The following is a 25,936-nucleotide window of genomic DNA, read 5'->3' on the forward strand; positions in this document are numbered from 1 at the left end:
CGGCAGGACAAGGACAACAAGCGCGCCCGGCGTCCTACAACCGCCGATTGTCGGTGCTGGCAAAAGCGCGATGTAACGCCATCACGCAAACACCATGCCGGACTCTTCCACTCCTGCAAAGCCTCCGTCAAAGCCGACGCCCATCGCCAACGGCCTCGTCTACGTGAACCCCGACATGCCCGGCATACGCCGCCTGAAGCACGGCGAGCGCTTTCGCTACCGCGATGCCAAGGGGCAATGGCTGCGCGACGTGGACGAGATCTCGCGCATCCGCATGCTGGCCATTCCGCCGGCCTACACCCAGGTGTGGATCTGCCCGCTGCCCAACGGCCATCTGCAGGCCACCGGCATCGACGCGCGCGGGCGCAAGCAGTACCGCTACCACGCCGACTGGCGCTCGATGAAGGACGAGACCAAGTTCGACCGCCTCGAAGCCTTCGCGCTCGCGCTGCCGCGCATCCGCGCCCGTGTGGCGCGCGACCTGCAATTGCCAAGGGGCCAGAAGGCGCCGGGCCGCAGCCAGGTGCTCGCGGCGGTGGTGCGCCTGCTCGACACCACGCTGCTGCGCGTGGGCAACGAGGAATACGCGAGCAGCAACGGCTCCTACGGCCTCACCACGCTGCGCAACCGGCATGCGGCCGTGCAGGGCCAGGCCCTGCGGCTGCGCTTTCGGGGCAAGAGCGGCGTGATGCACGAGGCGAAGCTCGACGACCCGCGCGTGGCCAGGGTGGTGCGGCAATGCCAGCAGTTGCCGGGGCAGGCGCTGTTCCAGTACGTGGACGAGGATGCAGAGGGAGGCGGAAATGGCGAACTGCGCAGCGTCTCGTCCACCGACGTGAACGACTACCTGGCCGAAGCCGCGCAGGGTGAGCGCTTCACCGCGAAGGATTTCCGCACCTGGCACGGCACCGTGCAGGCGCTGGAACTCACCCGGCTGGCCTGCGAGCCGGGCCGCGCCGCTGCCGACGGCACTCGCTACAGCGCAAAGGACATCCTCGCGGCCGTCGCCAGGCAACTCGGCAACACGCCAGCAGTCTGCAAGAAGGCGTACGTGCACCCGGCCGTGCTGGCGCTGGGCAGCGCGCTCTCGGAGGGCGACGAAGCCACCGGCGCACTGTTCGAAAGGATCGCCGGGCACGGCACGGCCAGGCCATCACGTGGGCTGCATGCGGCCGAACGGCGGCTGCTGGCCTTCCTGCGAGCGCCACGGCGGAGGCAGGCGGCGCGAGGCCGCAACAGCAAGGCTCAGTTACCGGTCGCGAGCACGAGGCGCACGCTGTCGCCATCCAGCGCCACGGCGTAGCCAAGGTCTTCAGCCAGGTTCTGCAGCGCGACGGCATCGATGGCCAGGGCGCGCGGTGCGCGGTGCGCATCGAGCACGGCGGGCGTGCCACCGGGTTCGCGCGGCAGGGCCGTGAGGCGCAGTGCATTCGCACCATCTGCCTCGACACGGATCGCCCCCGCCTCGGCCGCACCGTCGTGCAGGTACCCCAACGCCCCGAGGAACAGGTAGCGCAGGGCCGCCGCGGCAGGCCAGCGGTGCTCGTCTTCCTGCGGATCGAGCGAGGCATCGGCGTCGAGCGACACGCCGTGCAGATCGAAGGCCGAGCGCATCAGCGCCACGCATTGCGCCACCAGCGCGCTGCGGGTGATGCCGTCGTCGGTGGTGGCCAGTTCCCAATCGCGCAGCGAGCGGACGGCTTCGATCAGCTCCGACACCTGGTTGTCGATCAGCGCCACCCGCTCTTCGCAGGCCACGGCGTCGATGGTGGCGGCGCCAACCTGCCGCTTGAGCATCAGCAGCGCCATGCGGATCACCGAGACGGGCGCCGCCATGTCGTGCCGCAGGGCGGGCAACGCACGTGTGAGCAGTTCGTGGCGCACGCCGGCGGCGATCCAGCTGCGCGCACTGGGCGAGGCCTTCATTGCGCAGCAGCCACGGGCGTCGGGTTCATCGGCACGGTCACGAGGTACTTCCTGAAACGGGGGAGTTAACAAGTATCGTGCCCGCCTCTGGGCGCGGGTGTAGGAGCGTGCCTACGATGGCCCCGCGCACCGGTTGGGAATGTCCGGAAACGGCGTGCAGCGCGCCTGCAACTCGCGCTTGAGCAGCTTGCCGTTGGCCGTGGTCGGCATCGCGTCGATCACCTCGATGCGGGCCGGGCGCTTGTAGGGCGACAGGTGCTCGACAAGGTGCGCGCGCAGAGCCGCCTCGTCGAGCACCGCGCCGGGCTTCAGTTCGACGAAGGCGACGACCTGCTCGTTGCCGTCGGCCTCGGGCACGCCGACCACCGCGCACAGGTGCACGCCGTCGAAGCGGGCGATGACCGCCTCGATCTCCGCCGGGTATACGTTGAAGCCCGAGCGGATGATCATTTCCTTCAGCCGGCCGACCACGAACAGCGCACCGTCGCTGCCGAAGCGCCCGAGATCGCCGGTGGCGTACCAGCCGCCTGGGCGCATCACCTGCGCTGTGGCGGCGGCATCGCGGAAGTAGCCGAGCATGAGGCCGGGGCCGCGCAGCCAGATCTCGCCGGTATCGCCGGGCGCGGCGTCATTGCCGTCGAGGGTCACGATGCGGGCCTCGCCGCCTTCCACCGCGTAGCCCGCCGAGGTGTCTGCGCGCGGCGATTCGGTGCGCGTGAGAAACACCGAGCCCGCGTACTCGGACAGCCCGTAGCCATAGTGCAGCGGCTGGCCGAACAACTGCTCCACGCGCTGCTTGAGCGCCGGATCGAGCGGCGCCGAGCCGGTATAGACGTAGCGCAGCTGCGGAAAGCGCGGCGCCACGCCCTCCGCCTCGATGTGGGCCAGCAGGCGCGCATACATCGTCGGCGGCCCGAGCAGGTTCGACACCTGCTCGTGCGCCAGCGCCTGCAGCATGTCGGCCGGCGAGAAGCTGCCGCGCAGCACCAGCGCGGCACCGCCCGTGAGCGCGGCCATCAGCACCGTGCCGATGCCGAAGATGTGCGTCATCGGCAGGAAGGCATAGGCGCGGTCGCGCTCGCTCAGGGCTCGCACCTGGGCCGAAACGCGGCCAAAATGAAGCAGGCCGCGGTGCGACACCATCACGCCCTTGGGCGTGCCCGAGGTACCGGAAGTGAAGATGATGGCGGCCGTGTCGGCCAATGCCGGGTCGGGTTCGGTGCGTGCTTCGGCACGCACGGCCGAGCGCATCACGCCTTCGAGTGCGGAAGGCTCTGCACCGGCTCTCTGCGCATGCCTTTCAGCAGCTTCGGATGCCCCGGTCGTGAAGTAGCAAAGCCGTGCATCCGCACGCTCCGCAATGGCCGCGATCTCGCCCGGCGACATGCGCGCATTCACGCCGCACGACCAGGCCCCGACGCGGCTGCAGGCCATGAGCAGCGCGATGTGCGCGGCACAGTTCTCGGCCACCAGCACCACGCGGTCGGTCGGCCGCACACCGGCGGCCAGCAGGTCGTTTGCGGCGGCATCGACCATCGATTGCAGCGCCGCATACGTCGTCGTCCCAGCGGGTTCGAAAAGAAAGACAGCCTCCGGCGTGTGAGCCGCGCGTGCCTCCAACAACTGATGAATCTTCTGCATCGCCTATTCCGCCTCGATGCCCTTGGACGCCGTCGCCCAGAGCTGGCGATCTGACCTGCCCTTCGTCGCCAGCAGGTCGGCCGCACCAGACCACACGTCGTAGCCCTGCTCGCGCAGCCGGTGCGCGATGTCTTCGCGCGCCAGCATCTTCTGCGCCGCGGCGTTCATGCGCGCGACCAGCGCAGGGTCCATGCGCGCCGGGCCGTAGAGGCCGAACCAGCCGCCCACGTCGTAGCCGGGCACGCCCGACTCGATCATGGTCGGCACATCGGGCAGCATGCGGTTGCGCTGACGCGAGGTGACGGCCAGCGCGCGCACCTTGCCCGTCTGGATGAAGGGCTTCGAGGTGGCGATGATGTCGAACATCATGGTCACGGTGCCGCCCATCACGTCGGCGAGCGCCGGTGCACTGCCTTTGTAGGGCACGTGCGTCAGCTGCACGCCGGTCATCTTCTCCAGCAGCGCACCGCTCAGGTGGTTGGACGCGCCCACGCCCGCCGAGCCGTAGAACACCTTGCCGGGCCGCGCCTTCGCGTAGGCCAGCAACTCGGCGAGGTTGCGTACCGGCACTTCGTTGTTGACGACGAGCACGTTGGTGTAGTCCACCAGCGGCGCGATGGGCGTCAGGTCCTTCATCGGGTCGAAGGCCATCTTGCGCTGCACGTTCGGGTTGATGGTGATGGTCGGGCTCGCGCCGAAGAACAGCATCGTGCCGTCGGGCGCGGCCTTGGCGACCGCGTCGCCGCCGAGCGAGCCGCTGGCGCCGGGACGGTTGTCCACGATGACCTGCGTGCCCAGCTCCTGGCTCAGCGCGGGTGCGAGCAGGCGCGCGGCGCCGTCGACCGGGCCGCCTGCGGAATAGCCGACGACGAGCTTGATGAGCGGCGGCAAGGGCTGCTGCGCGAAAGCACGATGCGGCAATGCGGCCAGCGCCGCGCTGCCTGCCATCGCGGCCATGAGGTGTCGGCGCGAGAAGTGAGTCGATGTCATGAGCGTTGTCTCCTGTTGTGTATTTCTTCGTCGGCTACATCGCTCAGGCCGGCAGGTCGAGCACCTGCCGCGCGAGGATGTTGCGCTGTATCTCGTTGGTGCCGCCGTAGATCATTGCGGCGGTGGAGCCGATGAGCGGAGAGAGCACGTTGAAGCTCTGCCCGTCGAGCAACTGGTCGCCGGCCACGGCACCCTGCTCTTCGCCCGCCTCGACCAGCAGCGCGCCGATGCGGTGATAGGTCTCGCTCGCCCAGATCTTCAGCAGCGACACCGAAGCCGGCAGCGGCTTGCCGGCGCGCACGATGTTCGCGAAGCCCGTGTAGGCTGCCGACAGGTCGAGCACGTCGAGCCGCAGCGCCGCGAAGCGCTGCGCGAACACCGGGTCGGCAAACAGGCGCCGCGCCTGCGCCAGCCACGCCAGCTGGCCCAGCGCGTACTGCGACTGCTTGGGGCTGCCCAGGAAGATGCGCTCGAAGCCCAGCAGCGCCTTCGCGATGGTCCAGCCGCCATGCAGCTTGCCCACGAGGTTTTCTGCCGGCACGCGCACGTTGTCGAAGAACACTTCGCAGAACTCGGGCTCGCCGGCCAGCGTATGAATCGGCCGGATGGTGATGCCCGGCGTGCGCAGGTCGCACAGCAGGAAGCTGATGCCCTCCTGCTTGCGTGCGTCCTTGTCGGTGCGCACGAGCATGAAGATGTGGTTGGCGTCCTGCGCGAGCGTGGTCCAGATCTTCTGGCCGTTCACGACGAAGTGATCGCCCTGCGCGTCGCGCGCAGGCAAGGCTTCGGTGCGCAGGCCCGCGAGGTCGGAGCCGGCGTTGGGCTCCGAATAGCCCTGGCACCAGACATGCTCGCCGCTCAGGATGCGGGGCAGAAAGCGCTGCTGCTGCTCGGGCGTGCCATGCTGGATGAGCAGCGGGCCGATCATCACGATGCCCTGGTCGGGCGCGCGCGCCACGCCGTGCTGCTCCAGCTCCTCGATCCACGCGATGAGCTTGTCCGCCGGCAGGCCCATGCCGCCATGCGCCTGCGGCCACGCGGGCGCGATCCAGCCTTGCGCCGACAGCGTGAGATACCACTCGCGCATCTCGCTCCAGCGCGCGCGGTGCGAGAGATAACGCAGTTGCGGCGGATAGCGCAGCTGCAGGAAGGCGCGCACCATGCTGCGGAAATCGGCCTCGGGCATGGCTGACCAGTCGGCGGTGCGCGGGAAATTACCCTGCCACTCGGCCGCACCCGCCGTGGCTTCCGCATAGCCCGACAGCGACGCATGCCGGCGCTGATGCGCGCTGACGTTACCCAGCCAGGCCGACAGGCACAGCACACGCTTGTAGAACAGGCTCAGGTCGCACTCCTGCGTGTAGCCGATGGCGCCATGCAATTGCACCGATGCTCGCGACGCCTGCAGCGCAGCGGCCGTGCAGCGTGCGTTGACGCGGCTCGCCTCGGCTTCGATCCGGTCCGCCGGCAAGCCCTGTGCTGCCAGAGCCAGCACCTCGTTCAACGTGGCCTGCGCCACTTCGAGGTGGATGAACATGTCGACACAGCGATGCTGCAGCGCCTGGAAGCTGCCGATGGGCTTGCCGAACTGCGAGCGCGTGCGCAGGTAGGCCAGCGTCTGCGCCAGCATGGCCTGCCCCGCGCCCAGCAGCTCGGCTGATTGAAGGATCTGGCCGGCCGCAAGGGCATGGCGCAACGCATCCTGCGCGGCCGGGCCTTCGGCCAGCACTGCGCCGGGCGGCAACGCCACTTGCTCGAAGCGCAGGTTCGAGGCCTGGCTGCCATCGACCAGTGGCACCAGCGTTTCGGTCACGCCTTCGGTGCCGCGCCGCACCCACAGCAGCACCGCATCGTCCTCTCCGCGCGCCGACACCAGCCAGCCGCTGGCAGCCGCGCCGGGCAGCACCATGAGTTTTTCGCCTTGCAGCAGCACGCCGCCTGTGTGCCCGGGCCGTACTTCGCAGCCGCAGGCCAGCGGCACCGCACTCAGGTCGCCGGCGCTTTCCTGCCATGCCAGCGCGGGCAGGCTGCGGCCCGCGACCAATTCAGCGAGCAGGGCATCCGCGCCCGGCGTGCCGAGCCGCGCCAGCAGCAGCGCGCTGAGGCCGGCCACGGCCAGCAGCGGCTCGGGCGCCACATGCTCACCCGCAGCCCGCAGGATCTCCGCCGCGCCGTCGAGCCCCAACGCGAGGCCGCCGGCCGATTCGGGCGCCAGCATGCCGGGCCAGCCCAGCGCGGCGATGCCGCCCCAGCCTTCGGCCTCGTCGGCACCGGGTTGTTCCATGCATGCGCGCCGCCGCTGGATAGCGCGGCTGCGAACGAAGTAGTCGAGCGCCGATTCGCGCACTGCCGAAAGTGATTCAAGATCCATCGCCGCAGCGTGCCTGAAGACCCCGCGAGCGAGCATTTGCATTTGCCGAAGGGAGGGTTTCGCAATCAGAGAACCACCCCGCGCGAGGGCGGGCTAGATTCGCTGCCATGACGAAAATCAAGAAATCCCTGCACACCGAGCTGGGCCACAGCACGCCCGACAAGATCACCGTGCGCGGGCGCGACCTGCCTTCGGAAATCCTCGGCCACCTGAATCTCGGCGATATGGCCTTCCTGGAGCTGACAGGGCGCATCCCGACGCCGCAGGAATCCGTCACCTTCAACGCCATCGTCGTCACACTGGTGGAGCACGGCATCACGCCCAGCGCGCTGGCTGCTCGCCTCACTTATGCGGGCGCACCCGAAGCACTGCAAGCCGCCGTGGCTGCCGGTCTTTGCGGCCTGGGCACGGTGTTCGTCGGCAGCACCGAGGGCGCCGCGAAGATGCTCTACGAAGCGATTCCCTTCGGCGAGAAGCCCACGCGCCCGCTCGCCGACATGGCGAAAGACATCGTGGCCGACCACCGCGCGCGCAAGCAGATCGTGCCGGGCCTCGGCCATCCGCTGCACAAGCCCATCGACCCGCGCACGCCGCGCCTGTTCCAGATCGCGGCGGAGAACGGGCTCTCCACGCACTATGTCGCGCTGATGCAGGCGGTGCAGGAAGAAGCCGAGCGCGTGTCGGGCAAGTCGCTACCGATCAACGCGACCGGGGCCATCGGCGCCATTGCGGCCGAGTTCGGCTTTCCGTGGAAGATCATTCGCGGCTTCGGCGTGATGGCGCGCGCCATCGGCCTCGTGGGCCACATCCTGGAAGAGATCGACGACCCGATGGCCATCGAGATCTGGCAACGCGTGGAGAAAGAAGCCGGCGGCCCCCGCCTGGACTGACTGAGCAACGACCGATGAACAACGCCAACGACAAGAGCTTTCCCGACATCCGCGACGCCGTGCGCGACCTGTGCGCGCAGTTTCCCGATGCCTACTTCCGCAAGATCGACGAGGCACGCGGCTACCCCGCCGAATTCGTCGACGCGCTCACCAAGGCCGGCTGGATGGCCGCGCTGATCCCGCAGGAGTACGGCGGCTCGGGCCTGGGGCTGACCGAGGCCTCGGTGATCATGGAAGAAATCAACCGCTGCGGGGGCAACTCCGGCGCCTGCCACGGCCAGATGTACAACATGGGCACGCTGCTGCGCCACGGCAGCGAAGCGCAGAAGCGCAACTACCTGCCGAAGATCGCCAACGGCGAACTGCGCCTGCAGTCGATGGGCGTGACCGAACCCACCACCGGCACCGACACCACGAAGATCAAGACCACGGCGGTGAAGAAGGGCGACCGCTACGTCATCAACGGCCAGAAAGTGTGGATCTCGCGCATCCAGCATTCGGACCTGATGATTTTGCTGGCGCGCACCACGCCGCTGGCGGACGTGAAGAAGAAGTCCGAGGGCATGTCGATCTTCATCGTCGACCTGCGCGAGGCCATCGGCAAGGGGCTCACGGTACAGCCCATCCTGAACATGGTGAACCACGAGACCAACGAACTGTTCTTCGAGAACCTCGAGATCCCGGCCGAGAACCTGATCGGCGAGGAAGGCCAGGGCTTCAAGTACATCCTCGACGGGCTCAACGCAGAGCGCACACTGATCGCGGCCGAATGCATAGGCGACGGCTACTGGTTCATCGACCGCGTGACGGCCTACACCAAGGAGCGCGTGGTGTTCGGCCGGCCCATCGGTCAGAACCAGGGCGTGCAGTTTCCGATTGCCGAGGCGTTCATCGAAGTGGAAGCGGCGAACCTGATGCGCTATGAAGCCTGTCGCCTCTTCGACGCGCACCAGCCCTGCGGCGCGCAGGCCAACATGGCGAAGTACCTTGCGGCCAAGGCGAGCTGGGAGGCGGCCAATGCCTGCCTGCAGTTCCACGGGGGCTTTGGCTTTGCGTGCGAATACGACATCGAGCGCAAGTTCAGGGAGACGCGGCTGTACCAGGTGGCGCCGATCTCGACCAACCTGATCCTGAGCTACGTGGCTGAGCACATGCTCGGCCTGCCCCGTTCGTTCTGAAGGACTTCATCGCCATGAACCCAGTCGACCACCCGAGCAAGTTGCTCGCGACCTTCGCCGCCGAATTGCAGTTCGCCGACATCCCCGCCCCCGTGCTGCGCCGCACCGAAGACCTGATGCTCGACTGGCTGGGCTCCGTGCTCGCGGCCCGCACCGCACGGCCGGTGCGCAGCATCGAACGCTTCGCGCAGATGATGGGCCCCGCCGACGGACCCAGCGAGATACTGACCTCGCGCCGCACCAGCTCGCCAGTGTTCGCTGCGTTGGTCAATGCAGCGGCCTCGCATTTCGTGGAGCAGGACGATGTGCACAACGGCTCGGTGTTCCATCCGGCCGCCGTGGTGATTGCGCCTGCGCTGGCCGTGGCGCAGAGCCTCGGCGCGAGCGGCGCACAGCTGCTGACGGCCGTGGTCGCGGGCTACGAGGTGGGCATCCGCGTCGGCGAATTCCTCGGCCGCTCGCACTACAAGACCTTTCATACGACCGCGACTGCAGGCACGCTCGCAGCCGCCGCTGCGGTGGGCCGTTTGCTGGACCTCACGCCGCAGCAGATGCTGCACGCCTTCGGCTCGGCCGGCACGCAGTCGGCCGGCGTGTGGGAGTTCCTGCGCGACGCGGCCGATTCCAAGCAGCTGCACTGCGCGCATGCGGCAGCGAGCGGGCTGATGTCGGCCTACCTCGCGCAAGACGGCTTCACCGGCGCCGCGAAGATCCTCGAAGGCGCGCAGGGCCTGGGCGTCGGCATGTCGAGCGACGCCGACCCTGCGAAGCTCACCGACGGCCTCGGCACGCGCTGGACGCTGGCCGAGACCTCCTTCAAATACCACGCCTCCTGCCGTCACACCCACCCCGCCGCCGACGCGCTGCTGCAGGTGATGACGCAGAACAGGCTGAAGCCCACCGACGTGTCTCACGTGACCACGCACGTGCACCAGGGCGCCATCGACGTGCTGGGCCGCGTGACCGTGCCGGCCACCGTGCACCAGGGCAAGTTCTCGATGGGCACAGTGCTGGGCCTCATCGCCGTGCACGGCCGCGCGGGCCTAGGCGAGTTCGACCGCGACTTTCTCGCGCCCGAGGTCTCGGCCTTCCGCGACAAGGTGGCGATGCAGCTCGACGATGAAGTCGACACTGCCTACCCCGCACGCTGGATCGGCAAAGTCAGCGTGCAGACCACCGACGGCCGCACGCTGCAGGGCCGTGTGGATGAACCGAAGGGCGACCCCGGCAACAGCCTGGACCGCGCGGAGATCGAAGACAAGATGCAGCGCCTGGCGCACTACGGCGAAGGCGCCACCGCCGACGAGGCGAAGGCGCTGTGCGAGCGGGTCTGGCAACTGGCCGATACGCCGCGCGTGGGGCGCTGGCTTATCGGCTGAAGCGGCTCAGGCGAACAGGCGCCCCTGGCCGGGCACGCGCGGATCGAGCCCAGCGGTGCCGACGAGGTCCCAGAAGCCTGCGGGCGAACTCGAGACCACGGGCACCCGCAGGCGCGCTTCGACTTCGCGCACCGCATCGAGCGTGACCAGCCCGCCGCAAGAGATGAGAATGCCGTCGGCGCCGGGCTGGGCATCGAAGACCTTCAGGCACAGATCGACCAGCACCTGCGTCGGAACTTCGCCCACGGCCTTCACGTCGGAGATGGAAAGGCCTTCGAGCGCGAGGGGTTCGAAGTCGCTCTGTTCCAGGTACTTGCGCAGGTGCAGGTTGACTTCGTCGATGTACGCGGTGGCCACCGCCACGCGCCGCACTCCGAGGTGACGCAGTGCGCCGACGATGGCGTTGCTCATGGTGGTGCAGGGCAATCCAGTGGCACGCGCCATCTCGACTTCGAGTTGCCGGTTGAAGGCCGCACCGCGAAAGAAGCTCAGCGAGGTGCCCATGAGCGAGACCGCGCTCACGCCCTCCTCCTTGAGCGCCACGGCTTTCTCGACCACGGAGTCGATGACGTCGAGATAACCGCGTGTCGAGATTTCTCCAAGGCCCAGGCCTTTGGCACTGAAGCGGATGCGTTCGCCGTAAAGCAGCGGGCCGTCTACCGGCACTTCGCCGGCTGCCGGGGGGACGATCAGGCCCAGGTGAGGTGTGGTCATTTCGATGGCTCCATGCTTTTTTTGGCTCTTGTTTCGGGGTATGTGCACAGGCCACCGGGTACTCCCCTCCGCGAATGTCCCCCGGCCTGCGGCCTCCTCCTTTATTTCGCTGCGGGGAGCACCCGGCGCCCTGTGCACCGGACGTGCTGTCGGTTTGCGGCTGATTAACCAGTGCTCTGAACGATCACGACGGCGGGGTGCCTTGCGCAGCGAAATAAAGGAGGAGGGGCGAAGCCCCGGGGGACATTCGCGGAGCAAGGTACCCCGTCGGCGTGAGCGCCCCACGAACAAAAAAACTCAATTCCCCTCAGCCACGATGCGCTGATCAGAAATGATCTTCTTCCACCGAGAAGTCTCCGCAGCCATGTCCTTCCCAAGCTGCGAAGGCGTTGCATAGGCACGCAGCGTGCCCTGCGCCGCGGCAGCCGTGCCGGCCTCCGGCGTATCGAGCACCGACTTCACCGCAGCCGACAGCTTCTCGACCACATCGTTCGGCGTGCCCGCGGGTGCCAGCACAAAGATGCGCGGCGCCACATCGAACCCCGGCAGCGCATCGGCCAACGGCGGCACGCTCTCCGCGCCTTCCAGCTTGGCCGTGTTCATCAGCGCCACCGCGCGCAGCTTGCCCGCCTTGGCCTGCGCCATGCCCGCCGTCGCGCTCACCACGCCAAGAGGAATCTGCCCGCCGATCACGTCCGGCACGATCTGCGCGGCGCCGCGGTACGGCACATGCACCACCGAACTGCCGGTGGCCTGTTTGAGCATCTCGAAGCCCAGATGCTGCACCGTGCCGACACCCGACGTGGCATACGAATAGCGCGAGGCATTGGCCTTGAGCTCCTTCACCAGCTCGGCCGGCGTCTTCGCGGGAAAGTCGTTGTTGGCGACGATCATCAGCGGCGAGATGAAGGCGCCCGCCACCGGCTTGAAGCTGGTGAGCGGATCGATGCCGATCTTCGGCTGCAGCAGCTTGGCAATGAGCAAGGCGCTGTCGCCCATCATCAGCGTGTAGCCGTCGGGCGGCGCCTTGGCGACGAAGTCGGCGGCAATGATGCCGGTCGCGCCAGTGCGGTTCTCGACCATCACCTGCTGCCCCAGTATTGCGGGAAGGCGCGCGCTCAGCAGCCGCGCGGCGGCATCGACGCCGCCGCCGGCCGAGTAGCCGACCACGAGGCGGATGGGCTTGTCAGGGTACTTCTGGGCCCAGGCCATGGGCGCTGCGAGCAGCGCGCCGGCAAGGCCCAGGGCCACTGCCGCGCGAATCGCTTGTCTGGCTTTCATCGTGTCTCCGTCTTATTTTTTGATTCGCAGGGCGGCTCAGGCCTTGCCCTTGCCGTGCGAGGTCGGCAGCTTCGCCAGCTCTCGCACGCGCTCTGCATTGGGCGCGAAGCCCAAGCCCGGCGTCTCGGGCAGAGTCAGCCAGCCTTGCTCGGGCACCGGCAGGCCGTCGAAGATCTGCTTGAGCATCTGCACCGCGACGTAGTGATATTCGACCAGCCCGCCATTCGACACGCCCGCATGCAGATGCATGTTGTGAAAGGGCCAGGCACCACCGTTGTCGATGGGCACATTGAAAGCCTGCGCCATGCCCGCGATCTTCAGGCACTGCGAGTAGCCGCCCGAGATGGTCACGTTGGGCTGCAGCACGTCCGCCGCCTGGTTCACCAGCAGGTCGCGGAAGCGGAAGGCCAGCCCCTCGTTCTGGCCGCAGGCGAGCGGAATACGGGTGCGCGCGCGCAGCTGTGCCATCTGGCGCACGTCGTTCTGCGTGAGCGGCTCCTCGAAGAAGCTGATGCCGTAGGGCTCGATGCGGTGTGCGAGTTCGGTAGCATGGAACAGGTCGAGACCGCAGTTGGCGTCGACATACAGCTTCACGTCGGGGCCCACGGCCTCGCGCACAGCGGCGACGCGGCGCACGTCTTCGGCGATGACTTCGTCAAGCGGACGCGGCTCGTCGCGGCGCGCGAGTGCGTGGTTGCCGACGGTCATCTTCAGGCGCTGGAAGCCCTGCGAAACCCACAGCTTCGCGGCGGCCGCGAGCTGGTCGCGCTCGAAGAAGCCGAAGCCGAAGGTGGCGTACACCGGCACCTTGGCGCGCGCACCGCCGAGCAGGCGCCACAGCGGCTGGCCCAGCGCGCGGGCCTTGATGTCCCACAGCGCGATGTCGAGCGCTGCGATGGCATGGCTGGCGTAGCCGGTCTGGCCGCGTGGGGAAAGCAGCCAGTAGAGCTTGTCCCACAGGCGCTCGGTGGCCATCGGGTCTTCGCCGATCAGTGCGGGGCCCGCCACCTCGCGCACGGCTGCGCCGACGATTTCTTCCTCGGTGATGGCAGTCATGCCGTGGCCGACGAGGCCGGTGTCGGCCTCGATCTCTGTGAGGCACAGCGACAGCGAGGTCTGCTTGTTCAGGCCGACCACGTCGATGGTGACGGGAATGTTCAGCGGCGTGGCGCTGACGCGAACGATCTTCAAGGGTGTCTCCTTTGGTTTGCGCGATCTTTGCGCGCGGGCCGCGAGAGAACAATTCGTTTTTGGCGGGCGCGAGGCTTCGCGCGGCGCGAAGCCTCGTGCTCAGTCTGGCCGGCCGAGGTGCTCCAGCACCGAGCGCGCAGCCACGGTCAAATCTTGCTGCCTGCGCACGCACAGCAGGTGGCGGCGCATGGCCCAGGGTGCATCGAGCTTCAGGCAGCGCAGCTTCAGTATCTGCAGCTGCGGCAGGATGGCCGCATAGGGCAGCACGCCGATGCCCACGCCCTGCTCCACCATGCGGCACACCATGTCGAAGCTGCCCACCTGCATGCGCACCTTGAGCGGCACCTGCGCCTCCAGCGCAGCGGCCAGCAGCACGCGGTGCAGGGCCGTGCCTTCGCGCACCACGATATGGTCGTGGCGCAGCACCTCGTCTACATCGATGCGCTTGCGTCGGGCCAGTGGGTGGTCGCGCGCGATCACCACGGCCAGCTCGTCGTTGCGGTAGGGCAGGCATTCGAGGCCGTCGGCGGACGTGTTGCCCTCGATCACGCCGATGTCGGCCAGGCCTGCCTGCACGGCCTTCACCACCTCGGTGCTGGCGCGCTCCTGCAGGTCGATCTTCAGCACCGGGTGCAGCCGAAGGAAGGAGCCGATCTGCGCCGGCAGAAACTGCGCGATGGTCGATGCATTGGCCGTGATGCTGACCACGCCCGCCACGCCGTTCTGGAAATCGTCCAGCTCGGCGCCGAGCCGGTCCATGGCCGAGAGCACCGCGCGCGCATGCAGCAGCAGGCCATGCCCCGCCGACGTGAGCGTGACGCCGCGCGCATGGCGCACCAGCAGCGGCAGCCGCGCGCGGGCTTCAAGATCGGAGATTCGTTTGCTGGCCGCCGCGAGCGCGATATGGCAGCGCTTGGCGCCCTCGCTGATGCTGCCGTGATCGGCCACGGCCACGAACAGGCGCAGCGACTTCAGGTCGGCGGACATGACGGCCGCGCCCTCAATGCGCGACGAGGTGGTCGAACAGCTCGCGCGCCGAGGCCGGCAGCTGCTCGCGATTGCGCGCGATCAGCTTCAGCTCGCGCTCGGCCCATGCATCGCTGAGCGCCACGGTCGAGATGCGCATCGCCATCGATAACCGCTGCGCAGAAGACGCCGGCAGCACGCCGACCCCCACGCCCGCTTCGATCATCAGGCAGATGGCTTCGAAGCTGCTGACCTGGATGCGCGGGTTGAAGCCCCGTCCCGCGAGCTCGGCGCGGCGCTGCAGGAAGCGGTGGATGGCGCTGCCGTGGTGCAGGCCCACGTGCTGCTCGTCGAGCGTGTCGGCAAAGGCCACCGAAGACGCGCCCGCGAGGTGGTGCGTGGTGGGCACGACCAGCACGAGCTGGTTGCTGCCGAACGGGCGTGCATCGAAGTCGCCCGTGTGCACGTCGCCGGCGAGGATGCCGATGTCGGCCTCGCCGTCGGCCACCGCACGCACGATCTCTTCGCTCAGGTATTCACGCAGGTCGACCTGCACGGCCGGGTGCTGCGTGAGAAAGCCGGCCAGCTTCTGCGGCAGGTACTCGGTGATCGAGGTGGTGTTGGCGAACACGCGCACATGGCCCTTGATGCCCTTGCCGAAGTCCTGCATGTCGCAGCGCAGGTGCTCCATCTGCTGCATCACGCGCTTGGCGTGGTACAGCACCGCCTGCCCCGCGGCAGTGAGGCTCACGCCCTGCGCACTGCGGTGCAGCAGCTTGCCGCCCACGGCCTCTTCCATCTGCTTGATGCGGGTGGAGGCGGCGGCCAGCGAGATGCAGGCCTTCTCGGCGCCGCGCGTGAGGCTGCGCGCGTCCGCCACGTAGACGAACAGTTTCAGGTCGAACAGGTCGAAATGCAGGTTCACCGGGCGCGGGCATCAAAGAGGAAGGGAACGCGCATTGTCCGGCGAATGGTGCCGTGCGTACCCTCTTGCGGGTTTCTCCTCAGACCGGGTCCCAGCTGAACACGTCGGCCGAGCGGTCCAGCGGGAAGAAGCTGGCGCGCATCGCGGGCATGGCGTGCTCGGCGATGCTCTGCGGCGTCCAGCCTTCGGAGCGGTGGATGGAGCGCACCGGGCGCGGCTGGCTGATGAGCGAGATCTCGTTGTTGCGCACCGAAAAGATCTGGCCGTTGACCGCGCCGGCCGCATCGCTCGCAAGGTAGACGGCGAGCGGCGCGACCTTGGCGGGCGTCATCTGCTTGATCTTGTCGACGCGGGCGCGCTGCTCGTCGGTGTCGGTGGGAATGGCGCCGATCATGCGGCTCCAGGCAAAGGGTGCAATGCAGTTGGAGCGCACGTTGAATTTCTGCATGTCGAGCGCAATCGATTTCGACAGCGCCACGATGCCGAGCTTGGCGGCCGAGTAGTTGGCCTGGCCGAAGTTGCCGATGAGGCCCGAGGTCGAGGTCATGTGCACCAGCGCGCCCGAGTTCTGCTCCTTGAAATGCGTGGCTGCCGCGCGGCTCACGTAGTAGGAGCCGTACAGGTGCACCTTGAGCACCGAGTCCCACTCGTCGACCGACATCTTGTGGAAGAAGCGATCGCGCAGGATGCCAGCGTTGTTGACCACCGCATCAATGCACCCGAAGCTGTCGACCGCGCACTGCACGATGCGTGCCGCGCTGGCGGCATCGGCCACGTTGTCGGCGTTGGGAACAGCCTGCCCGCCGGCCGCGCGGATCTCGTCGACCACCTGCTGGGCCGGGCCTGCGCTGCGGGTTGGGCCGCTGCCTTCGGCGTCGAGTGCGCCATCGAGCGCGGCGCCGATGTCATTGACCACCACCTTCGCACCGTGGGCCGCCATGGCCAGCGCAATGTCGCGCCCGATGCCGCCGCCCGCGCCCGTGACGACGACCACTTTTCCTTCAACCATGTTTGTCTCTGCTCCGGATGTTCCGCTCGCGGGTTCGCGGGCGAATTTCAGAATGCCACAGGCGGAGCAGGAGCGGGTTTCGGGTTTCCGAAGAGGGGCTTAAGGGCTGCTTCGGCTTACTGCCGCGCCGTGCGGATATTCAACGGCAGCGCCTGCGGCCAGCTCGTGCGGAACGGATTGATGTCCAGCCCGCCACGACGCGTGTAGCGCGCATACACCATGAGCTTGGTCGGCTTGCAGCGGCTCCAGATGTCCGTGAACATGCGCTCGGCGCAGGGCTCGTGGAATTCGTTGTGGTTGCGAAAGCTCACGATGTACGCCAGCAGCCCGGCCTGGTCGATGGGCGGGCCGCTGTAGCGGATCTGCACGCTGCCCCAATCGGGCTGGCCGGTGACGAGGCAGTTGCTCTTGAGCAGGCGGCTGGTGAGGGTTTCGTTCACGTGCACCTGCGTGACGTCGCTGCCCAGCAGTTCGGGGGCGGGCTGGTAGTGGGTGCACTCGATGTCGAGGCGGTCGAGGTCGAGGCCGTCGAGTTCGTGCACCGGCTCGCGGTCGAACATGTCGGGGGCGAGCAGATTCACGCCGATGCCGGCCGACTGGTCGCTGCCGCGCCATGCGGCCTCCGACAGGTCGGCGCGCAGGCGCTCGCGCACCGCGTCGATGCTCGCGAACTGGCTGTTGTTGAAGCTGTTGAGGTAGAGCTTGAAGCTCTTGCTCTCGATGATGTTGGGCGTCTCGCACGGAATGGTGAAGTGCGCGATGGCCAGTTGCGGCTTGCCGCGCAGGTTGAGCCAGCTCACTTCGAAGGCGGTCCAGAGGTCGGCGCCGAAGAACGGCAAGGCGCCGGCCTTGATGCCCATGGCCTCGCGCTGCGTGGCGCGCGCGATGGGAAACAGCAGCGTGGGGTCGTAGTGGTCGGCGTAGGCCGAGGCGCGGCCGAGCTGCGATTGCTCGGGCGTGTTGGGGTTCGTCGGGTCGTGGCTCATGGCTTGGCTTCTCTGGATTCCGCCGCGTGCGCGAACGGAGCAATGTGGTTGGCGAGGATGGTGCACACCTCGGGCGGCAGGTCATGGCCCATGCCGGGAACGGGGACGAATTTCGAGCCCGGAATGCGTTTGGCCGTGTCCTCGCCGCAGGCGATGGGTACGAGCGCATCGGCCTCGCCGTGCAGCACCAGCGTGGGCGACTGGATGCGCGGCAGCACCTGGGGGCGGTCGGCATCGGCGCCGATGGCGAGCATCTGGCGCATCAGGCCGGCCGGGTGGTAAGAGCGCCGCATGCTGAAGGTGAGGCGCTCGGCCAGGTCTTCATCGCTTTGCGGATAGGCGGGGCTCTGGATGAGCCGCAGCAGCCTGATGCTGTGCGCGACCAGTTCGGGCTCGCTGCTGCCCGACGGACGGCGCATGAGCATGGAGGTGACTTCGCGGCGCGGCCCGGGCAGGCCGCGCGCACCACTCGAACTCATGATGCTCACGAGGCTGGTCGCGCGCTGCGGCGCGCTGGCGGCCAGGCGCTGGGCGATCATGCCGCCCATGGAGGCGCCGACGATGTGGGCCTTGGCTATGCCGAGTGCGTCGAGCACGCCGAGCGAATCGAGGGTCATGTCCTGCAGGGTGTAGGCCGAGCGCACCTTCAGGCCGAGGCGGTGGCGAATCGTTTCCCACACCAGGTTGCCGACGCCCGCGCGGTCGAAGCCCTGGCTCAGGCCGATGTCGCGGTTATCGTGGCGCACCACGCGAAAACCCGCCTCCACCAGTTGCTGCACGAAGCCGGTGGGCCAGGCCACCAGCTGCATGCCCAGGCCCATGATGAGCAGGATGACAGGGCGCCCTTCGCCTCCGGTGTCGTCGACTTCGATCTGCAGCCCGTTGGCGGTGACTTTCATTGGTTCCCTGGTCTTCTTTCTCTGGTCTTCTACTTGAACTCGCGCTCGCGCAGCCACTTGGTGGCGACCCACTTTTCGCCCGCCAGCACCGGCGCGCCGCCGTGCAGGGTGCGGGTGACGGGGTCGGGCCGGTCGTAGCTGAAGAACACGCCGCAGCCGCGCACGGGCGCCACTTCGAGGCCCACGTCGGGGAAGGTGGTGGCGCCGCCGCCCTCGGGCTCCTGCAGGTACATCACGAGCGTGGCGACGCGCTGGCCGCCGCGCTTGAGGATGGTGGGCGTGCCCGGCTCGTTCGGGTCGAAGTAGTCGTAGTGCGGGCGGTACTGCGCGCCGGGGGCATAGCGCAGGATCTGCAGGCCTTCGCCGAATTCGAGCGGCCAGCGCAGCAGCGCTGCGATGCGCTGCTCCAGGCGCGCGACGATCTCGTTCTCGCCACGTTCGAAGAACATGCCGTCGCTGGTGCGATCGACGTTGAGTACCTCGCCGCCGGTGCGCGTCTCCACGGTGAGCGAGCGCGCGAGCCGCACGCGCGCAGCGGCAATCAGGCCTTCACACTCTTCGCCAGACAGCAGGTTGCCAAAGACGATGACACGCGGATGCCGCATGGTCTGCAGCACCTGCACTCGGCGGTCGCCTGCGTCGAGGTGCAGCGGCGCGCCATCGAGGTCGGGGCCGGGCATTTCCGTGTGCACGGGCGGCAAGGCCACTTCCATGTTGGGGAAGCCGGCTTCGAGCTGGGCCAGCGCCGTGTCGGCGGCGGCATCGTGCCAGCCGGCCGCGCGCATGGACGCACGCAGCGCCGGCACCGAGTGCCCGGCCGCGAGCTGGGCCACCAGCCACTCGCGCAGTTCCGGACTGATTGGTTGGGACATCAGACTTTTCTCCTGAACACCAGCCTTTCGGCGGTTGACACCTGAGCGTCGAAACCATAACCCTCGAGGTCGAACTTTTCCAGTGCCTTGGGCGTGACCGCCTTGTGCTGCACGGCCCAGCGCGCCAGCAGCCCGCGAGCACGCTTGGCGAAGAAGCTCACGATCTTGTACTTGTCGCCCTTCCACTCCTCGAACACGCATTCGACCACACGGGCCTTGAGCACCTTCTTGTCGACCGACTTGAAGTACTCCTGCGAGGCGACGTTGACGACCACCGGGGTGCGATCGGCCGCCAGGCGCTCGTTCAGGTGCTCGGCGATGCGCGAGCCCCAGAAGGCGTACAGGTCCTTGCCGTGGCGGTTGGCCAACTGGGTGCCCATTTCGAGGCGGTAGGGCTGCAGCAGGTCGAGCGGGCGCAGCAGGCCGTAGAGGCCGCTGAGGATGCAGACATGGTCTTGCGCCCAGTCGAGCTGCGCCCTGGTGAGGGTGCGGGCGTCAAGGCCGCCGTACACGTCGCCGTCGAAGGCGAAAGCGGCCTGGCGGGCGTTCTTCGCGCTGCTCTTGCTGGACCAGGCCTCGTAGCGGGCCACGTTCAGGGCCGAGAGCTTGTCCGACAGGTGCATGAGTTCAGAAATCTGCTGGGGCGACTTCTCGCGCAGTAGCTTGATCAGCTCGACCGAAGGGCCGCGCGGAGACTCGAAATGGGGTTGGGTGGCGGGGAGTTCGGAGGGGAGCGGGGTGTCGTAATCGAGCGACTTTGCAGGGGAAAGCAGGAAGAGCATCCCGGAATTATCAGTGGCTGCCGTGACGCCAGGCCGCCCCGGTAAAATCGCGGGCTATCCCACCCTGTCCCCCAACGGCTCCCTGAAGGGCCGTTCTGCATTTCCCATGAGCGAACCCATCACCCCTTCCGCCCAGCCCGGCCTCGACAGCCTGTCGAAATCGTTCGAACCCGCCGCCATCGAGGCGCACTGGGGCCCGGAATGGGAGAAGCGCGGCTATGCCAAGGCCGGCTTCCGCGGCACGCAGCAACCCAAGGAAGGCGCAGAGTCGTTCGCGATCCAGCTGCCGCCGCCCAACGTGACGGGCACGCTGCACATGGGCCATGCGTTCAACCAGACGATCATGGACAGCCTCACGCGGTATCACCGCATGAAGGGCGACAACACGCTGTGGGTGCCGGGCACCGACCACGCCGGCATCGCAACGCAGATCGTGGTGGAACGCCAGCTGCAGGAGCAGAAGGTCAGCCGCCATGACCTGGGCCGCAAGAACTTCGTGGCGCGCGTGTGGGAGTGGAAAGAAAAATCGGGCAACACCATCACCGAGCAGATGCGCCGCATGGGCGACACGGTGGACTGGAGCCGCGAATACTTCACGATGGACGACGACCTCTCGGCGGTCGTGACGCAAACCTTCGTGAAGCTGTACGAAGAGGGCCTCATCTACCGCGGCAAGCGCCTGGGCAACTGGGACCCGGTGCTCAAGACCTCGGTGAGCGATCTCGAAGTCGAGAGCGAAGAAGAAGACGGCTCGCTCTGGCACATCGCCTACCCGCTGGAAGACGGCAGCGGCACGCTGACCGTGGCCACCACCCGGCCCGAAACCATGCTGGGCGACACGGCCGTGATGGTCCACCCGGAAGACGAGCGCTACAAGCACCTGATCGGCAAGCACGTGAAGCTGCCGCTGGTGGACAAACTCATCCCAATCATTGCCGACGACTACGTCGACAAGGAATTCGGCACGGGCGTGGTGAAGGTCACGCCCGCCCACGACTACAACGACTACGCAGTCGGCCAGCGCCACAAGCTCGAGATGATCGGTGTGCTGACGCTGGACGCGACCATCAACGACAACGCACCCGAGAAGTACCGAGGCCTCGACCGCTTCGTGGCGCGAAAGGCCATCGTGGCCGACCTCGACGCACTGGGCCTGCTGGTCGAGGTGAAGAAGCACAAGCTGATGGTGCCGCGCTGCGCGCGCTCGGGCGCCATCGTCGAGCCGATGCTCACCGACCAGTGGTACGTGGCCATGACGCGCCCCGGCGCCGACGGCCAGTCGATCGCGCAGAAGGCCATCGACGTGGTGAAGTCGGGCGAAGTGCGCTTCGTGCCCGAGAACTGGGTCAACACCTACAACCACTGGATGGAGAACATCCAGGACTGGACCATCTCGCGCCAGCTGTGGTGGGGTCACCAGATCCCGGCCTGGTACGACGAGGACGGCAACGTTTACGTGGCCGAGAACGAGGCCGACGCACAGGCCAAGGCGCCGGGCAAGAAGCTCGTGCGCGACGAGGACGTGCTCGACACCTGGTACTCGTCGGCGCTGGTGCCCTTCTCTTCGCTCGGCTGGCCCGCGAAGACGCAGGACCTCGACCTGTACCTGCCCTCGACCGTGCTGGTGACGGGCTACGACATCATCTTCTTCTGGGTCGCCCGGATGATCATGATGACCAAGCACTTCATCGGCAAGGTGCCGTTCAAGCACGTGTACATCCACGGCCTGGTGCGCGACGCGCAGGGCAAGAAGATGAGCAAGTCCGAAGGCAACGTGCTGGACCCGGTGGACCTGATCGACGGCATCCAGCTGCCCGAGCTGCTCGACAAGCGCACTCAAGGCCTGCGCAAGCCCGAGACGGCGCCTGCGGTGCGCAAGAACACGCAGAAGGAGTTTCCGGATGGCATTCCGGCCTTTGGCGCCGATGCGCTGCGCTTTACCTTCGCTTCGCTGGCTTCGCTGGGCCGCAGCATCAACTTCGATTCGAAGCGTTGCGAGGGATATCGCAACTTCTGCAACAAGCTGTGGAACGCCACGCGCTTCGTGCTGATGAATTGCGAAGGCCAGGACTGCGGCCTGCTGGAGCACACGAAGGAAGAGTGCAAGGTCGGCGGCCCGGCGCATGGCTACCTGAAATTCAGCCGCGCCGACTACTGGATCGTGTCGCAACTGCAGCGCGTGGAGGCCGAAGTGGCCAAGGGCTTCGAGGAATACCGCCTCGACAACGTGGCCAATGCGATCTACCAGTTCGCCTGGGACGAGTTCTGCGACTGGTACCTGGAAATTGCCAAGGTGCAGATCCAGACCGGCGACGATTCGCAGAAGCGCGCCACGCGCCGCACGCTGATCCGCGTGCTCGAAACGCTGCTGCGCCTGGCACACCCGGTGATTCCGTTCATCACGGAAGAGCTGTGGCAGAAGGTGTCGAAGGTTGCAGGACGTGAGGGCGAGTCGATCATGATCGCGGCCTATCCGAAGAGCCAGCCGGAGAAGATCGATGAAGCGGCCGAGGCATATGTGGCGCGGCTGAAGGCGCTGATCGATGCGTGCCGCACGTTGCGCGGAGAAATGAAGCTGTCGCCCGCATTGCGCCCGCCGCTCTATGCCGTGGCCGACGATGCGGAAAGCGCGGCTTTCCTGCGCGACGCCGCGCCAGTGCTGCAGGCCCTGGCAAAACTCAAGGAAGTGAAAGTGTTCGACGACGAAGCTTCGTGGGTAAAAGCCGCCGAAGCTGCGCCTACGGCTGTCGTCGGAACTGTGCGTGTTTGCCTGTTCGTGCCGATCGACAAGGAAGCCGAGTGCGCGCGACTCAAGAAGGATATCGAGCGAATCGAAAGCGAGAAGGCCAAAGTCGAGGCCAAGCTCAGCAACGAAGCCTTCGTCGCAAAGGCTCCGCCGGCCGTGATCGAGCAAGAACGTAAACGTCTGACTGACTTCACGGCCACTCTGGAGCGTTTGCGCGACCAGCTTGTGCGCCTCGGCTGACAGACGCAGGGCTTTGAGGGCGTTTAGGATTCCAGGAGCGGCTGCGCGCCGCTGCGCCTCCTAACTCCCCTCTTCAAGAAAGACGCTGAGCTGCCCATGTCCACTTCCTCGACCCGCATCCGCAAGGCCGTATTCCCCGTTGCAGGCTTTGGTACTCGCTTCTTGCCAGCCACCAAGGCGCAGCCGAAGGAAATGCTGCCGGTGGTCGACAAGCCGCTGATCCAGTACGCCGTCGAAGAGGCGTATGCCGCGGGCATCCGCGACATGATCTTCGTGACCGGCCGCAACAAGCGCGCCATCGAGGATCACTACGACACCGCCTACGAGCTCGAAAGCCAGCTCGAGGCCAGCGGCAAGACCGCCCTGCTCAACATCGCGCGCTCGGTCATGCCCGACGACATGACCTGCTCCTACGTGCGCCAGCCGCGCATGCTGGGCCTGGGCCATGCGGTGCTGTGCGCCGAACACCTGGTGGGCAACGAACCCTTCGCCGTGCTGCTGGCAGACGACCTGATGGTCGGCCCCGATGGCGGCGAGCCCGTGCTGGCGCAAATGACCGCAGCTTTCGCCCGCCTCGGCGGCTCGCTGCTGGCAGTGCAGGAAGTGCCGCTCGCGCACGTCAAGCGCTACGGCATCGTGGCCGGCGACGCGGTCGAAGAAGGCCTGATAAAGGTCAACCGCATGGTCGAGAAGCCCAAGCCCGAAGACGCGCCTTCGCGCCTGGGCGTGGCGGGCCGCTACATCCTCACGCCGGGCGTGTTCGACGAAATTCGCAACCAGCCCAAGGGCGCGGGCGGCGAGATCCAGCTGACCGACGGCATCGCGGCGCTGATGAAGAAGGAATCGGTCTACGCCTATTCGTACAAGGGCATCCGCTACGACTGCGGCAGCAAGGAAGGCTTTCTGCAGGCATCGGTGGAACTGGCGCTGGCGCACCCCGAAGTGGGCGCGGAATTCCGCGAATACCTCAAGAGCCTGAAGCTGTAATCGCCTCTGCTTCGAGGTGCCATCATGAACAAAGGGCCGCAGTAGCGGCCCTTTTCTTTTGTTTCTTTTGCTTCGTCAGCGGCGCTTGAGCACGTGGATGAAGTCGCTGCCGACGGTTTCCTGCTCCATCAGCTCGTTGCCCGTCTGGCGCGCAAAGGCCTGAAAGTCGCGGATCGATCCCGGATCGGTCGACACCACCTTCAGCAGTTGCCCGCTCGCCATTTCGTTGAGCGATTTCTTCGCCTTGAGAATGGGCAATGGGCAGTTCAGCCCGCGCGTGTCGAGCTCGCGGTCAACTTGCATTGCCCGGCTCCGGCGGCAGGTTCAGGCCGCGGCGGCGCTCTTCGTTTTCCGCGGCGGTGAAGAACACGGGCTCGTGCCCGCGCGTGCGCAGCCAGTCGGCCAGCGCATAGCCGGTGCCGGCGGGCCAGCACCGGAGATCGGGCAGGTCGTAGAGGCGGTAGTCGACCAGTTCGGGCGAGAGCTTCACGTCGCCATCGGCCACCACGTGGTACGCGATGATGATCTGGTTCATGCGCTGGAAGTCATACGCGCCGACGAGTTTGGTGGCGCTGACGTCGAGGTTGGTTTCTTCTTTCACCTCGCGCGCAACGCCTTCCTCGGGCGTCTCGCCGGCTTCCATGAACCCGGTGATCAGCGCGAACATCTTGCCCGGCCATGCCGCATTGCGCGCCAGCAGCACCTGGCCGCGGTACTCGACGATGGCCGCGAGCACGGGGGTCGGGTTGTTCCAGTGGGTGTGGCCACAGTTGGGGCAACGCAGGCGCTCCTTGGGGCCGCCGTCTTCCATTAACGCGATCCACTCGAGCGGCGTAGCGCAGACCTGGCAAAACTTGGGATGGGGCATGGGGTCTCTTTTCTTTTTTGTGGCTGCCTGAGCGCCTTGAGCAGGCGCCGCCGCCGTTCGTTGCTTATGCGGGAAAGACGCCCGTCGAAAGGTAGCGGTCGCCCCGGTCGCAGACAACGAACACGATGGTGGCGTTCTCGACCGTCTTCGCCACTTCGAGCGCGGCCCACAACGCACCTGCAGCCGAGATGCCGCCGAAGATGCCCTCTTCGCGCGCGAGGCGCCGGCACATTTCTTCTGCGTCGTCCTGGCTCACGCTGATTTCTTCGTCGACCCGGCTCGGGTCGAAGATCTTCGGCATGTATTCGGCAGGCCATTTGCGGATGCCCGGAATGCGCGAGCCCTCGGCCGGCTGCGCACCGATGATGCGCACTGCCGGGTTCTTCTCTTTCAGGAAGCGCGAGACGCCGGTGATGGTGCCGGTGGTGCCCATGGCGCTCACGAAGTGCGTGACCTTGCCCTTGGTGTCGGCCCAGATCTCGGGGCCGGTGGTCTCGTAATGGATGCGCGGGTTGTCGGGGTTGGCGAACTGGTCGAGCACCCGGCCCTTGCCCTGCGCAACCATCTGCTCGGCGAGGTCGCGCGCGTATTCCATGCCGCCGCTCTTGGGCGTGAGCACGAGCTCGGCGCCGAAGGCCTTCATGGTCTGGGCGCGCTCCACCGAGAGGTCCTCCGGCATGATGAGCACCATGCGGTAGCCCTTGATGGCCGCGGCCATGGCCAGGGCGATGCCGGTGTTGCCGGAGGTGGCTTCGATGAGGGTATCGCCAGGCTTGATCTCGCCGCGCTCCTCGGCGCGCCGGATCATCGAGAGGGCCGGCCGGTCTTTGACCGAACCAGCCGGATTGTTGCCCTCGAGCTTGCCGAGAATCACGTTGCCGCGCTTGGCGTTTTCTGCGGCGTTGATGCGTTGCAGGGCGACCAGGGGGGTCTTGCCAATGGCGTCTTCGATCGTCGGATAATTCATGGCAGCCACTGTGCCATAATTTTGGGCTTCGTTCAGAACCCTGCCCGGGTGGTGAAATTGGTAGACGCAGGGGACTCAAAATCCCCCACCGAAAGGTGTGCCGGTTCGATTCCGGCCCCGGGCACCAC

Annotated in this window: 23 protein-coding genes and 1 tRNA gene; 7 read left to right on the forward strand and 17 right to left on the reverse strand. The window is 67.0% G+C overall.

Going from position 1 to position 25,936, the window contains the following annotated elements; all coding sequences use genetic code 11:
- Positions 1 to 94: 94 nt before the first annotated feature.
- Positions 95 to 1,303, forward strand: coding sequence for a DNA topoisomerase IB (locus tag BMW87_RS08230; protein WP_093075717.1), 1,209 nt, complete (start codon positions 95 to 97; stop codon positions 1,301 to 1,303).
- Here the strand turns inward: BMW87_RS08230 and BMW87_RS08235 are convergent.
- From BMW87_RS08235 to BMW87_RS08250, 4 genes are all read right to left on the reverse strand, one after another.
- On the reverse strand, positions 1,246 to 1,926 hold the full coding sequence (locus BMW87_RS08235; protein ID WP_093049069.1) for a hypothetical protein: 681 nt from the start codon (positions 1,924 to 1,926) through the stop codon (positions 1,246 to 1,248). The genes BMW87_RS08230 and BMW87_RS08235 overlap by 58 nt on opposite strands.
- A gap of 111 nt (positions 1,927 to 2,037) precedes the next feature.
- The gene (locus BMW87_RS08240; RefSeq protein ID WP_093075719.1) at positions 2,038 to 3,567 is read right to left on the reverse strand and encodes a class I adenylate-forming enzyme family protein; all 1,530 of its coding nucleotides are present in this window, start codon (positions 3,565 to 3,567) and stop codon (positions 2,038 to 2,040) included.
- A gap of 3 nt (positions 3,568 to 3,570) precedes the next feature.
- Positions 3,571 to 4,557 carry a Bug family tripartite tricarboxylate transporter substrate binding protein gene (locus tag BMW87_RS08245; protein ID WP_093049060.1) on the reverse strand — a complete coding sequence of 329 codons (987 nt, stop codon included), beginning with the start codon at positions 4,555 to 4,557 and terminating at the stop codon, positions 3,571 to 3,573.
- Between the two features lie 43 nt (positions 4,558 to 4,600).
- Positions 4,601 to 6,928, reverse strand: coding sequence for an acyl-CoA dehydrogenase family protein (locus BMW87_RS08250; RefSeq protein WP_093075720.1), 2,328 nt, complete (start codon positions 6,926 to 6,928; stop codon positions 4,601 to 4,603).
- A gap of 107 nt (positions 6,929 to 7,035) precedes the next feature.
- Between BMW87_RS08250 and BMW87_RS08255 the strand changes: the two genes are divergently transcribed.
- From BMW87_RS08255 to BMW87_RS08265, 3 genes are read left to right on the forward strand one after another with little or no spacing between them, the layout of a single operon-like run.
- Positions 7,036 to 7,818, forward strand: coding sequence for a citryl-CoA lyase (locus BMW87_RS08255; protein WP_093075722.1), 783 nt, complete (start codon positions 7,036 to 7,038; stop codon positions 7,816 to 7,818).
- A gap of 14 nt (positions 7,819 to 7,832) precedes the next feature.
- A complete protein-coding gene (locus BMW87_RS08260) occupies positions 7,833 to 8,996 on the forward strand; it encodes an acyl-CoA dehydrogenase family protein (protein ID WP_093049052.1) in 1,164 nt (387 codons plus the stop codon).
- 14 nt (positions 8,997 to 9,010) lie between these two features.
- Entirely contained in the window at positions 9,011 to 10,375 is a 1,365-nt protein-coding gene (locus tag BMW87_RS08265; RefSeq protein ID WP_093075724.1) for an MmgE/PrpD family protein, read from the forward strand.
- 6 nt (positions 10,376 to 10,381) lie between these two features.
- On the opposite strand, the gene BMW87_RS08270 is transcribed toward BMW87_RS08265, so the two are convergent.
- The 10 genes from BMW87_RS08270 to yaaA all read right to left on the reverse strand — a co-directional run bounded on the left by BMW87_RS08270 (position 10,382) and on the right by yaaA (position 20,000).
- Positions 10,382 to 11,089 carry an arylmalonate decarboxylase gene (locus tag BMW87_RS08270; RefSeq protein ID WP_093049049.1) on the reverse strand — a complete coding sequence of 236 codons (708 nt, stop codon included), beginning with the start codon at positions 11,087 to 11,089 and terminating at the stop codon, positions 10,382 to 10,384.
- Between the two features lie 297 nt (positions 11,090 to 11,386).
- Positions 11,387 to 12,370, reverse strand: coding sequence for a Bug family tripartite tricarboxylate transporter substrate binding protein (locus BMW87_RS08275; protein WP_093075725.1), 984 nt, complete (start codon positions 12,368 to 12,370; stop codon positions 11,387 to 11,389).
- 36 nt (positions 12,371 to 12,406) lie between these two features.
- The gene (locus BMW87_RS08280; RefSeq protein ID WP_093075727.1) at positions 12,407 to 13,561 is read right to left on the reverse strand and encodes a mandelate racemase/muconate lactonizing enzyme family protein; all 1,155 of its coding nucleotides are present in this window, start codon (positions 13,559 to 13,561) and stop codon (positions 12,407 to 12,409) included.
- 99 nt (positions 13,562 to 13,660) lie between these two features.
- A complete protein-coding gene (locus BMW87_RS08285) occupies positions 13,661 to 14,548 on the reverse strand; it encodes a LysR family transcriptional regulator (RefSeq protein ID WP_093075728.1) in 888 nt (295 codons plus the stop codon).
- Between the two features lie 13 nt (positions 14,549 to 14,561).
- Entirely contained in the window at positions 14,562 to 15,452 is an 891-nt protein-coding gene (locus BMW87_RS08290) for a LysR family transcriptional regulator (protein ID WP_093049037.1), read from the reverse strand.
- A gap of 79 nt (positions 15,453 to 15,531) precedes the next feature.
- Positions 15,532 to 16,461 carry an SDR family NAD(P)-dependent oxidoreductase gene (locus BMW87_RS08295; protein ID WP_093075730.1) on the reverse strand — a complete coding sequence of 310 codons (930 nt, stop codon included), beginning with the start codon at positions 16,459 to 16,461 and terminating at the stop codon, positions 15,532 to 15,534.
- Between the two features lie 116 nt (positions 16,462 to 16,577).
- Positions 16,578 to 17,447: an NADPH-dependent 7-cyano-7-deazaguanine reductase QueF gene (queF, locus tag BMW87_RS08300; RefSeq protein WP_093075731.1), complete on the reverse strand. Its 870-nt coding sequence runs from the start codon at positions 17,445 to 17,447 to the stop codon at positions 16,578 to 16,580.
- Entirely contained in the window at positions 17,444 to 18,346 is a 903-nt protein-coding gene (locus tag BMW87_RS08305; RefSeq protein WP_093075733.1) for an alpha/beta fold hydrolase, read from the reverse strand. Before BMW87_RS08305 ends, queF begins: the two co-directional genes overlap by 4 nt.
- A 29-nt stretch (positions 18,347 to 18,375) precedes the next feature.
- Positions 18,376 to 19,218, reverse strand: coding sequence for a 2OG-Fe(II) oxygenase (locus BMW87_RS08310; RefSeq protein WP_093075735.1), 843 nt, complete (start codon positions 19,216 to 19,218; stop codon positions 18,376 to 18,378).
- A complete protein-coding gene (yaaA, locus tag BMW87_RS08315) occupies positions 19,218 to 20,000 on the reverse strand; it encodes a peroxide stress protein YaaA (protein ID WP_093075736.1) in 783 nt (260 codons plus the stop codon). Before yaaA ends, BMW87_RS08310 begins: the two co-directional genes overlap by 1 nt.
- 106 nt (positions 20,001 to 20,106) lie before the next feature.
- Here yaaA and BMW87_RS08320 point away from each other — a divergent pair, with 106 nt between their 5' ends.
- Entirely contained in the window at positions 20,107 to 22,986 is a 2,880-nt protein-coding gene (locus BMW87_RS08320) for a valine--tRNA ligase (protein WP_093075738.1), read from the forward strand.
- Between the two features lie 96 nt (positions 22,987 to 23,082).
- Positions 23,083 to 23,973 (forward strand): UTP--glucose-1-phosphate uridylyltransferase GalU, encoded by an 891-nt coding sequence (galU, locus tag BMW87_RS08325; protein ID WP_093075739.1) that lies wholly within the window; start codon positions 23,083 to 23,085, stop codon positions 23,971 to 23,973.
- A gap of 75 nt (positions 23,974 to 24,048) precedes the next feature.
- Here galU and BMW87_RS08330 read toward each other — a convergent pair whose 3' ends face one another.
- The 3 genes from BMW87_RS08330 to cysM all read right to left on the reverse strand — a co-directional run bounded on the left by BMW87_RS08330 (position 24,049) and on the right by cysM (position 25,808).
- Entirely contained in the window at positions 24,049 to 24,276 is a 228-nt protein-coding gene (locus BMW87_RS08330; protein ID WP_056509850.1) for a sulfurtransferase TusA family protein, read from the reverse strand.
- The gene (locus BMW87_RS08335; protein WP_093075741.1) at positions 24,266 to 24,841 is read right to left on the reverse strand and encodes an NUDIX domain-containing protein; all 576 of its coding nucleotides are present in this window, start codon (positions 24,839 to 24,841) and stop codon (positions 24,266 to 24,268) included. The genes BMW87_RS08330 and BMW87_RS08335 overlap by 11 nt, the downstream gene beginning before the upstream one ends.
- Positions 24,842 to 24,905: 64 nt before the next feature.
- Positions 24,906 to 25,808 (reverse strand): cysteine synthase CysM, encoded by a 903-nt coding sequence (gene cysM / locus BMW87_RS08340; RefSeq protein WP_093049007.1) that lies wholly within the window; start codon positions 25,806 to 25,808, stop codon positions 24,906 to 24,908.
- A 42-nt stretch (positions 25,809 to 25,850) separates the two neighbouring features.
- On the opposite strand from cysM, the gene BMW87_RS08345 reads away from it, so the two are divergent.
- Positions 25,851 to 25,935 (forward strand) — tRNA-Leu (locus BMW87_RS08345).
- Position 25,936 lies beyond the last annotated feature (1 nt).

Origin of the sequence: Variovorax sp. OV084 (genome assembly GCF_900111625.1) — a bacterium.
In the GTDB taxonomy this organism is placed as follows: domain Bacteria; phylum Pseudomonadota; class Gammaproteobacteria; order Burkholderiales; family Burkholderiaceae_C; genus Variovorax.

What these genes read in the sequence shown, in the direction of transcription:
- BMW87_RS08250 (WP_093075720.1), bottom strand. Translation starts at nt 6,928, where the DNA reads ATGGATCTTGAATCACTTTCGGCAGTGCGCGAATCGGCGCTCGACTAC.
- BMW87_RS08310 (WP_093075735.1), bottom strand. Translation starts at nt 19,218, where the DNA reads ATGTCCCAACCAATCAGTCCGGAACTGCGCGAGTGGCTGGTGGCCCAG.
- BMW87_RS08275 (WP_093075725.1), bottom strand. Translation starts at nt 12,370, where the DNA reads ATGAAAGCCAGACAAGCGATTCGCGCGGCAGTGGCCCTGGGCCTTGCC.
- BMW87_RS08330 (WP_056509850.1), bottom strand. Translation starts at nt 24,276, where the DNA reads ATGCAAGTTGACCGCGAGCTCGACACGCGCGGGCTGAACTGCCCATTG.
- BMW87_RS08295 (WP_093075730.1), bottom strand. Translation starts at nt 16,461, where the DNA reads ATGGTTGAAGGAAAAGTGGTCGTCGTCACGGGCGCGGGCGGCGGCATC.
- BMW87_RS08305 (WP_093075733.1), bottom strand. Translation starts at nt 18,346, where the DNA reads ATGAAAGTCACCGCCAACGGGCTGCAGATCGAAGTCGACGACACCGGA.
- cysM (WP_093049007.1), bottom strand. Translation starts at nt 25,808, where the DNA reads ATGAATTATCCGACGATCGAAGACGCCATTGGCAAGACCCCCCTGGTC.
- galU (WP_093075739.1), top strand. Translation starts at nt 23,083, where the DNA reads ATGTCCACTTCCTCGACCCGCATCCGCAAGGCCGTATTCCCCGTTGCA.
- BMW87_RS08265 (WP_093075724.1), top strand. Translation starts at nt 9,011, where the DNA reads ATGAACCCAGTCGACCACCCGAGCAAGTTGCTCGCGACCTTCGCCGCC.
- BMW87_RS08335 (WP_093075741.1), bottom strand. Translation starts at nt 24,841, where the DNA reads ATGCCCCATCCCAAGTTTTGCCAGGTCTGCGCTACGCCGCTCGAGTGG.
- BMW87_RS08245 (WP_093049060.1), bottom strand. Translation starts at nt 4,557, where the DNA reads ATGACATCGACTCACTTCTCGCGCCGACACCTCATGGCCGCGATGGCA.
- BMW87_RS08235 (WP_093049069.1), bottom strand. Translation starts at nt 1,926, where the DNA reads ATGAAGGCCTCGCCCAGTGCGCGCAGCTGGATCGCCGCCGGCGTGCGC.
- BMW87_RS08240 (WP_093075719.1), bottom strand. Translation starts at nt 3,567, where the DNA reads ATGCAGAAGATTCATCAGTTGTTGGAGGCACGCGCGGCTCACACGCCG.
- BMW87_RS08230 (WP_093075717.1), top strand. Translation starts at nt 95, where the DNA reads ATGCCGGACTCTTCCACTCCTGCAAAGCCTCCGTCAAAGCCGACGCCC.
- BMW87_RS08320 (WP_093075738.1), top strand. Translation starts at nt 20,107, where the DNA reads ATGAGCGAACCCATCACCCCTTCCGCCCAGCCCGGCCTCGACAGCCTG.
- queF (WP_093075731.1), bottom strand. Translation starts at nt 17,447, where the DNA reads ATGAGCCACGACCCGACGAACCCCAACACGCCCGAGCAATCGCAGCTC.
- yaaA (WP_093075736.1), bottom strand. Translation starts at nt 20,000, where the DNA reads ATGCTCTTCCTGCTTTCCCCTGCAAAGTCGCTCGATTACGACACCCCG.
- BMW87_RS08285 (WP_093075728.1), bottom strand. Translation starts at nt 14,548, where the DNA reads ATGTCCGCCGACCTGAAGTCGCTGCGCCTGTTCGTGGCCGTGGCCGAT.
- BMW87_RS08255 (WP_093075722.1), top strand. Translation starts at nt 7,036, where the DNA reads ATGACGAAAATCAAGAAATCCCTGCACACCGAGCTGGGCCACAGCACG.
- BMW87_RS08270 (WP_093049049.1), bottom strand. Translation starts at nt 11,089, where the DNA reads ATGACCACACCTCACCTGGGCCTGATCGTCCCCCCGGCAGCCGGCGAA.
- BMW87_RS08260 (WP_093049052.1), top strand. Translation starts at nt 7,833, where the DNA reads ATGAACAACGCCAACGACAAGAGCTTTCCCGACATCCGCGACGCCGTG.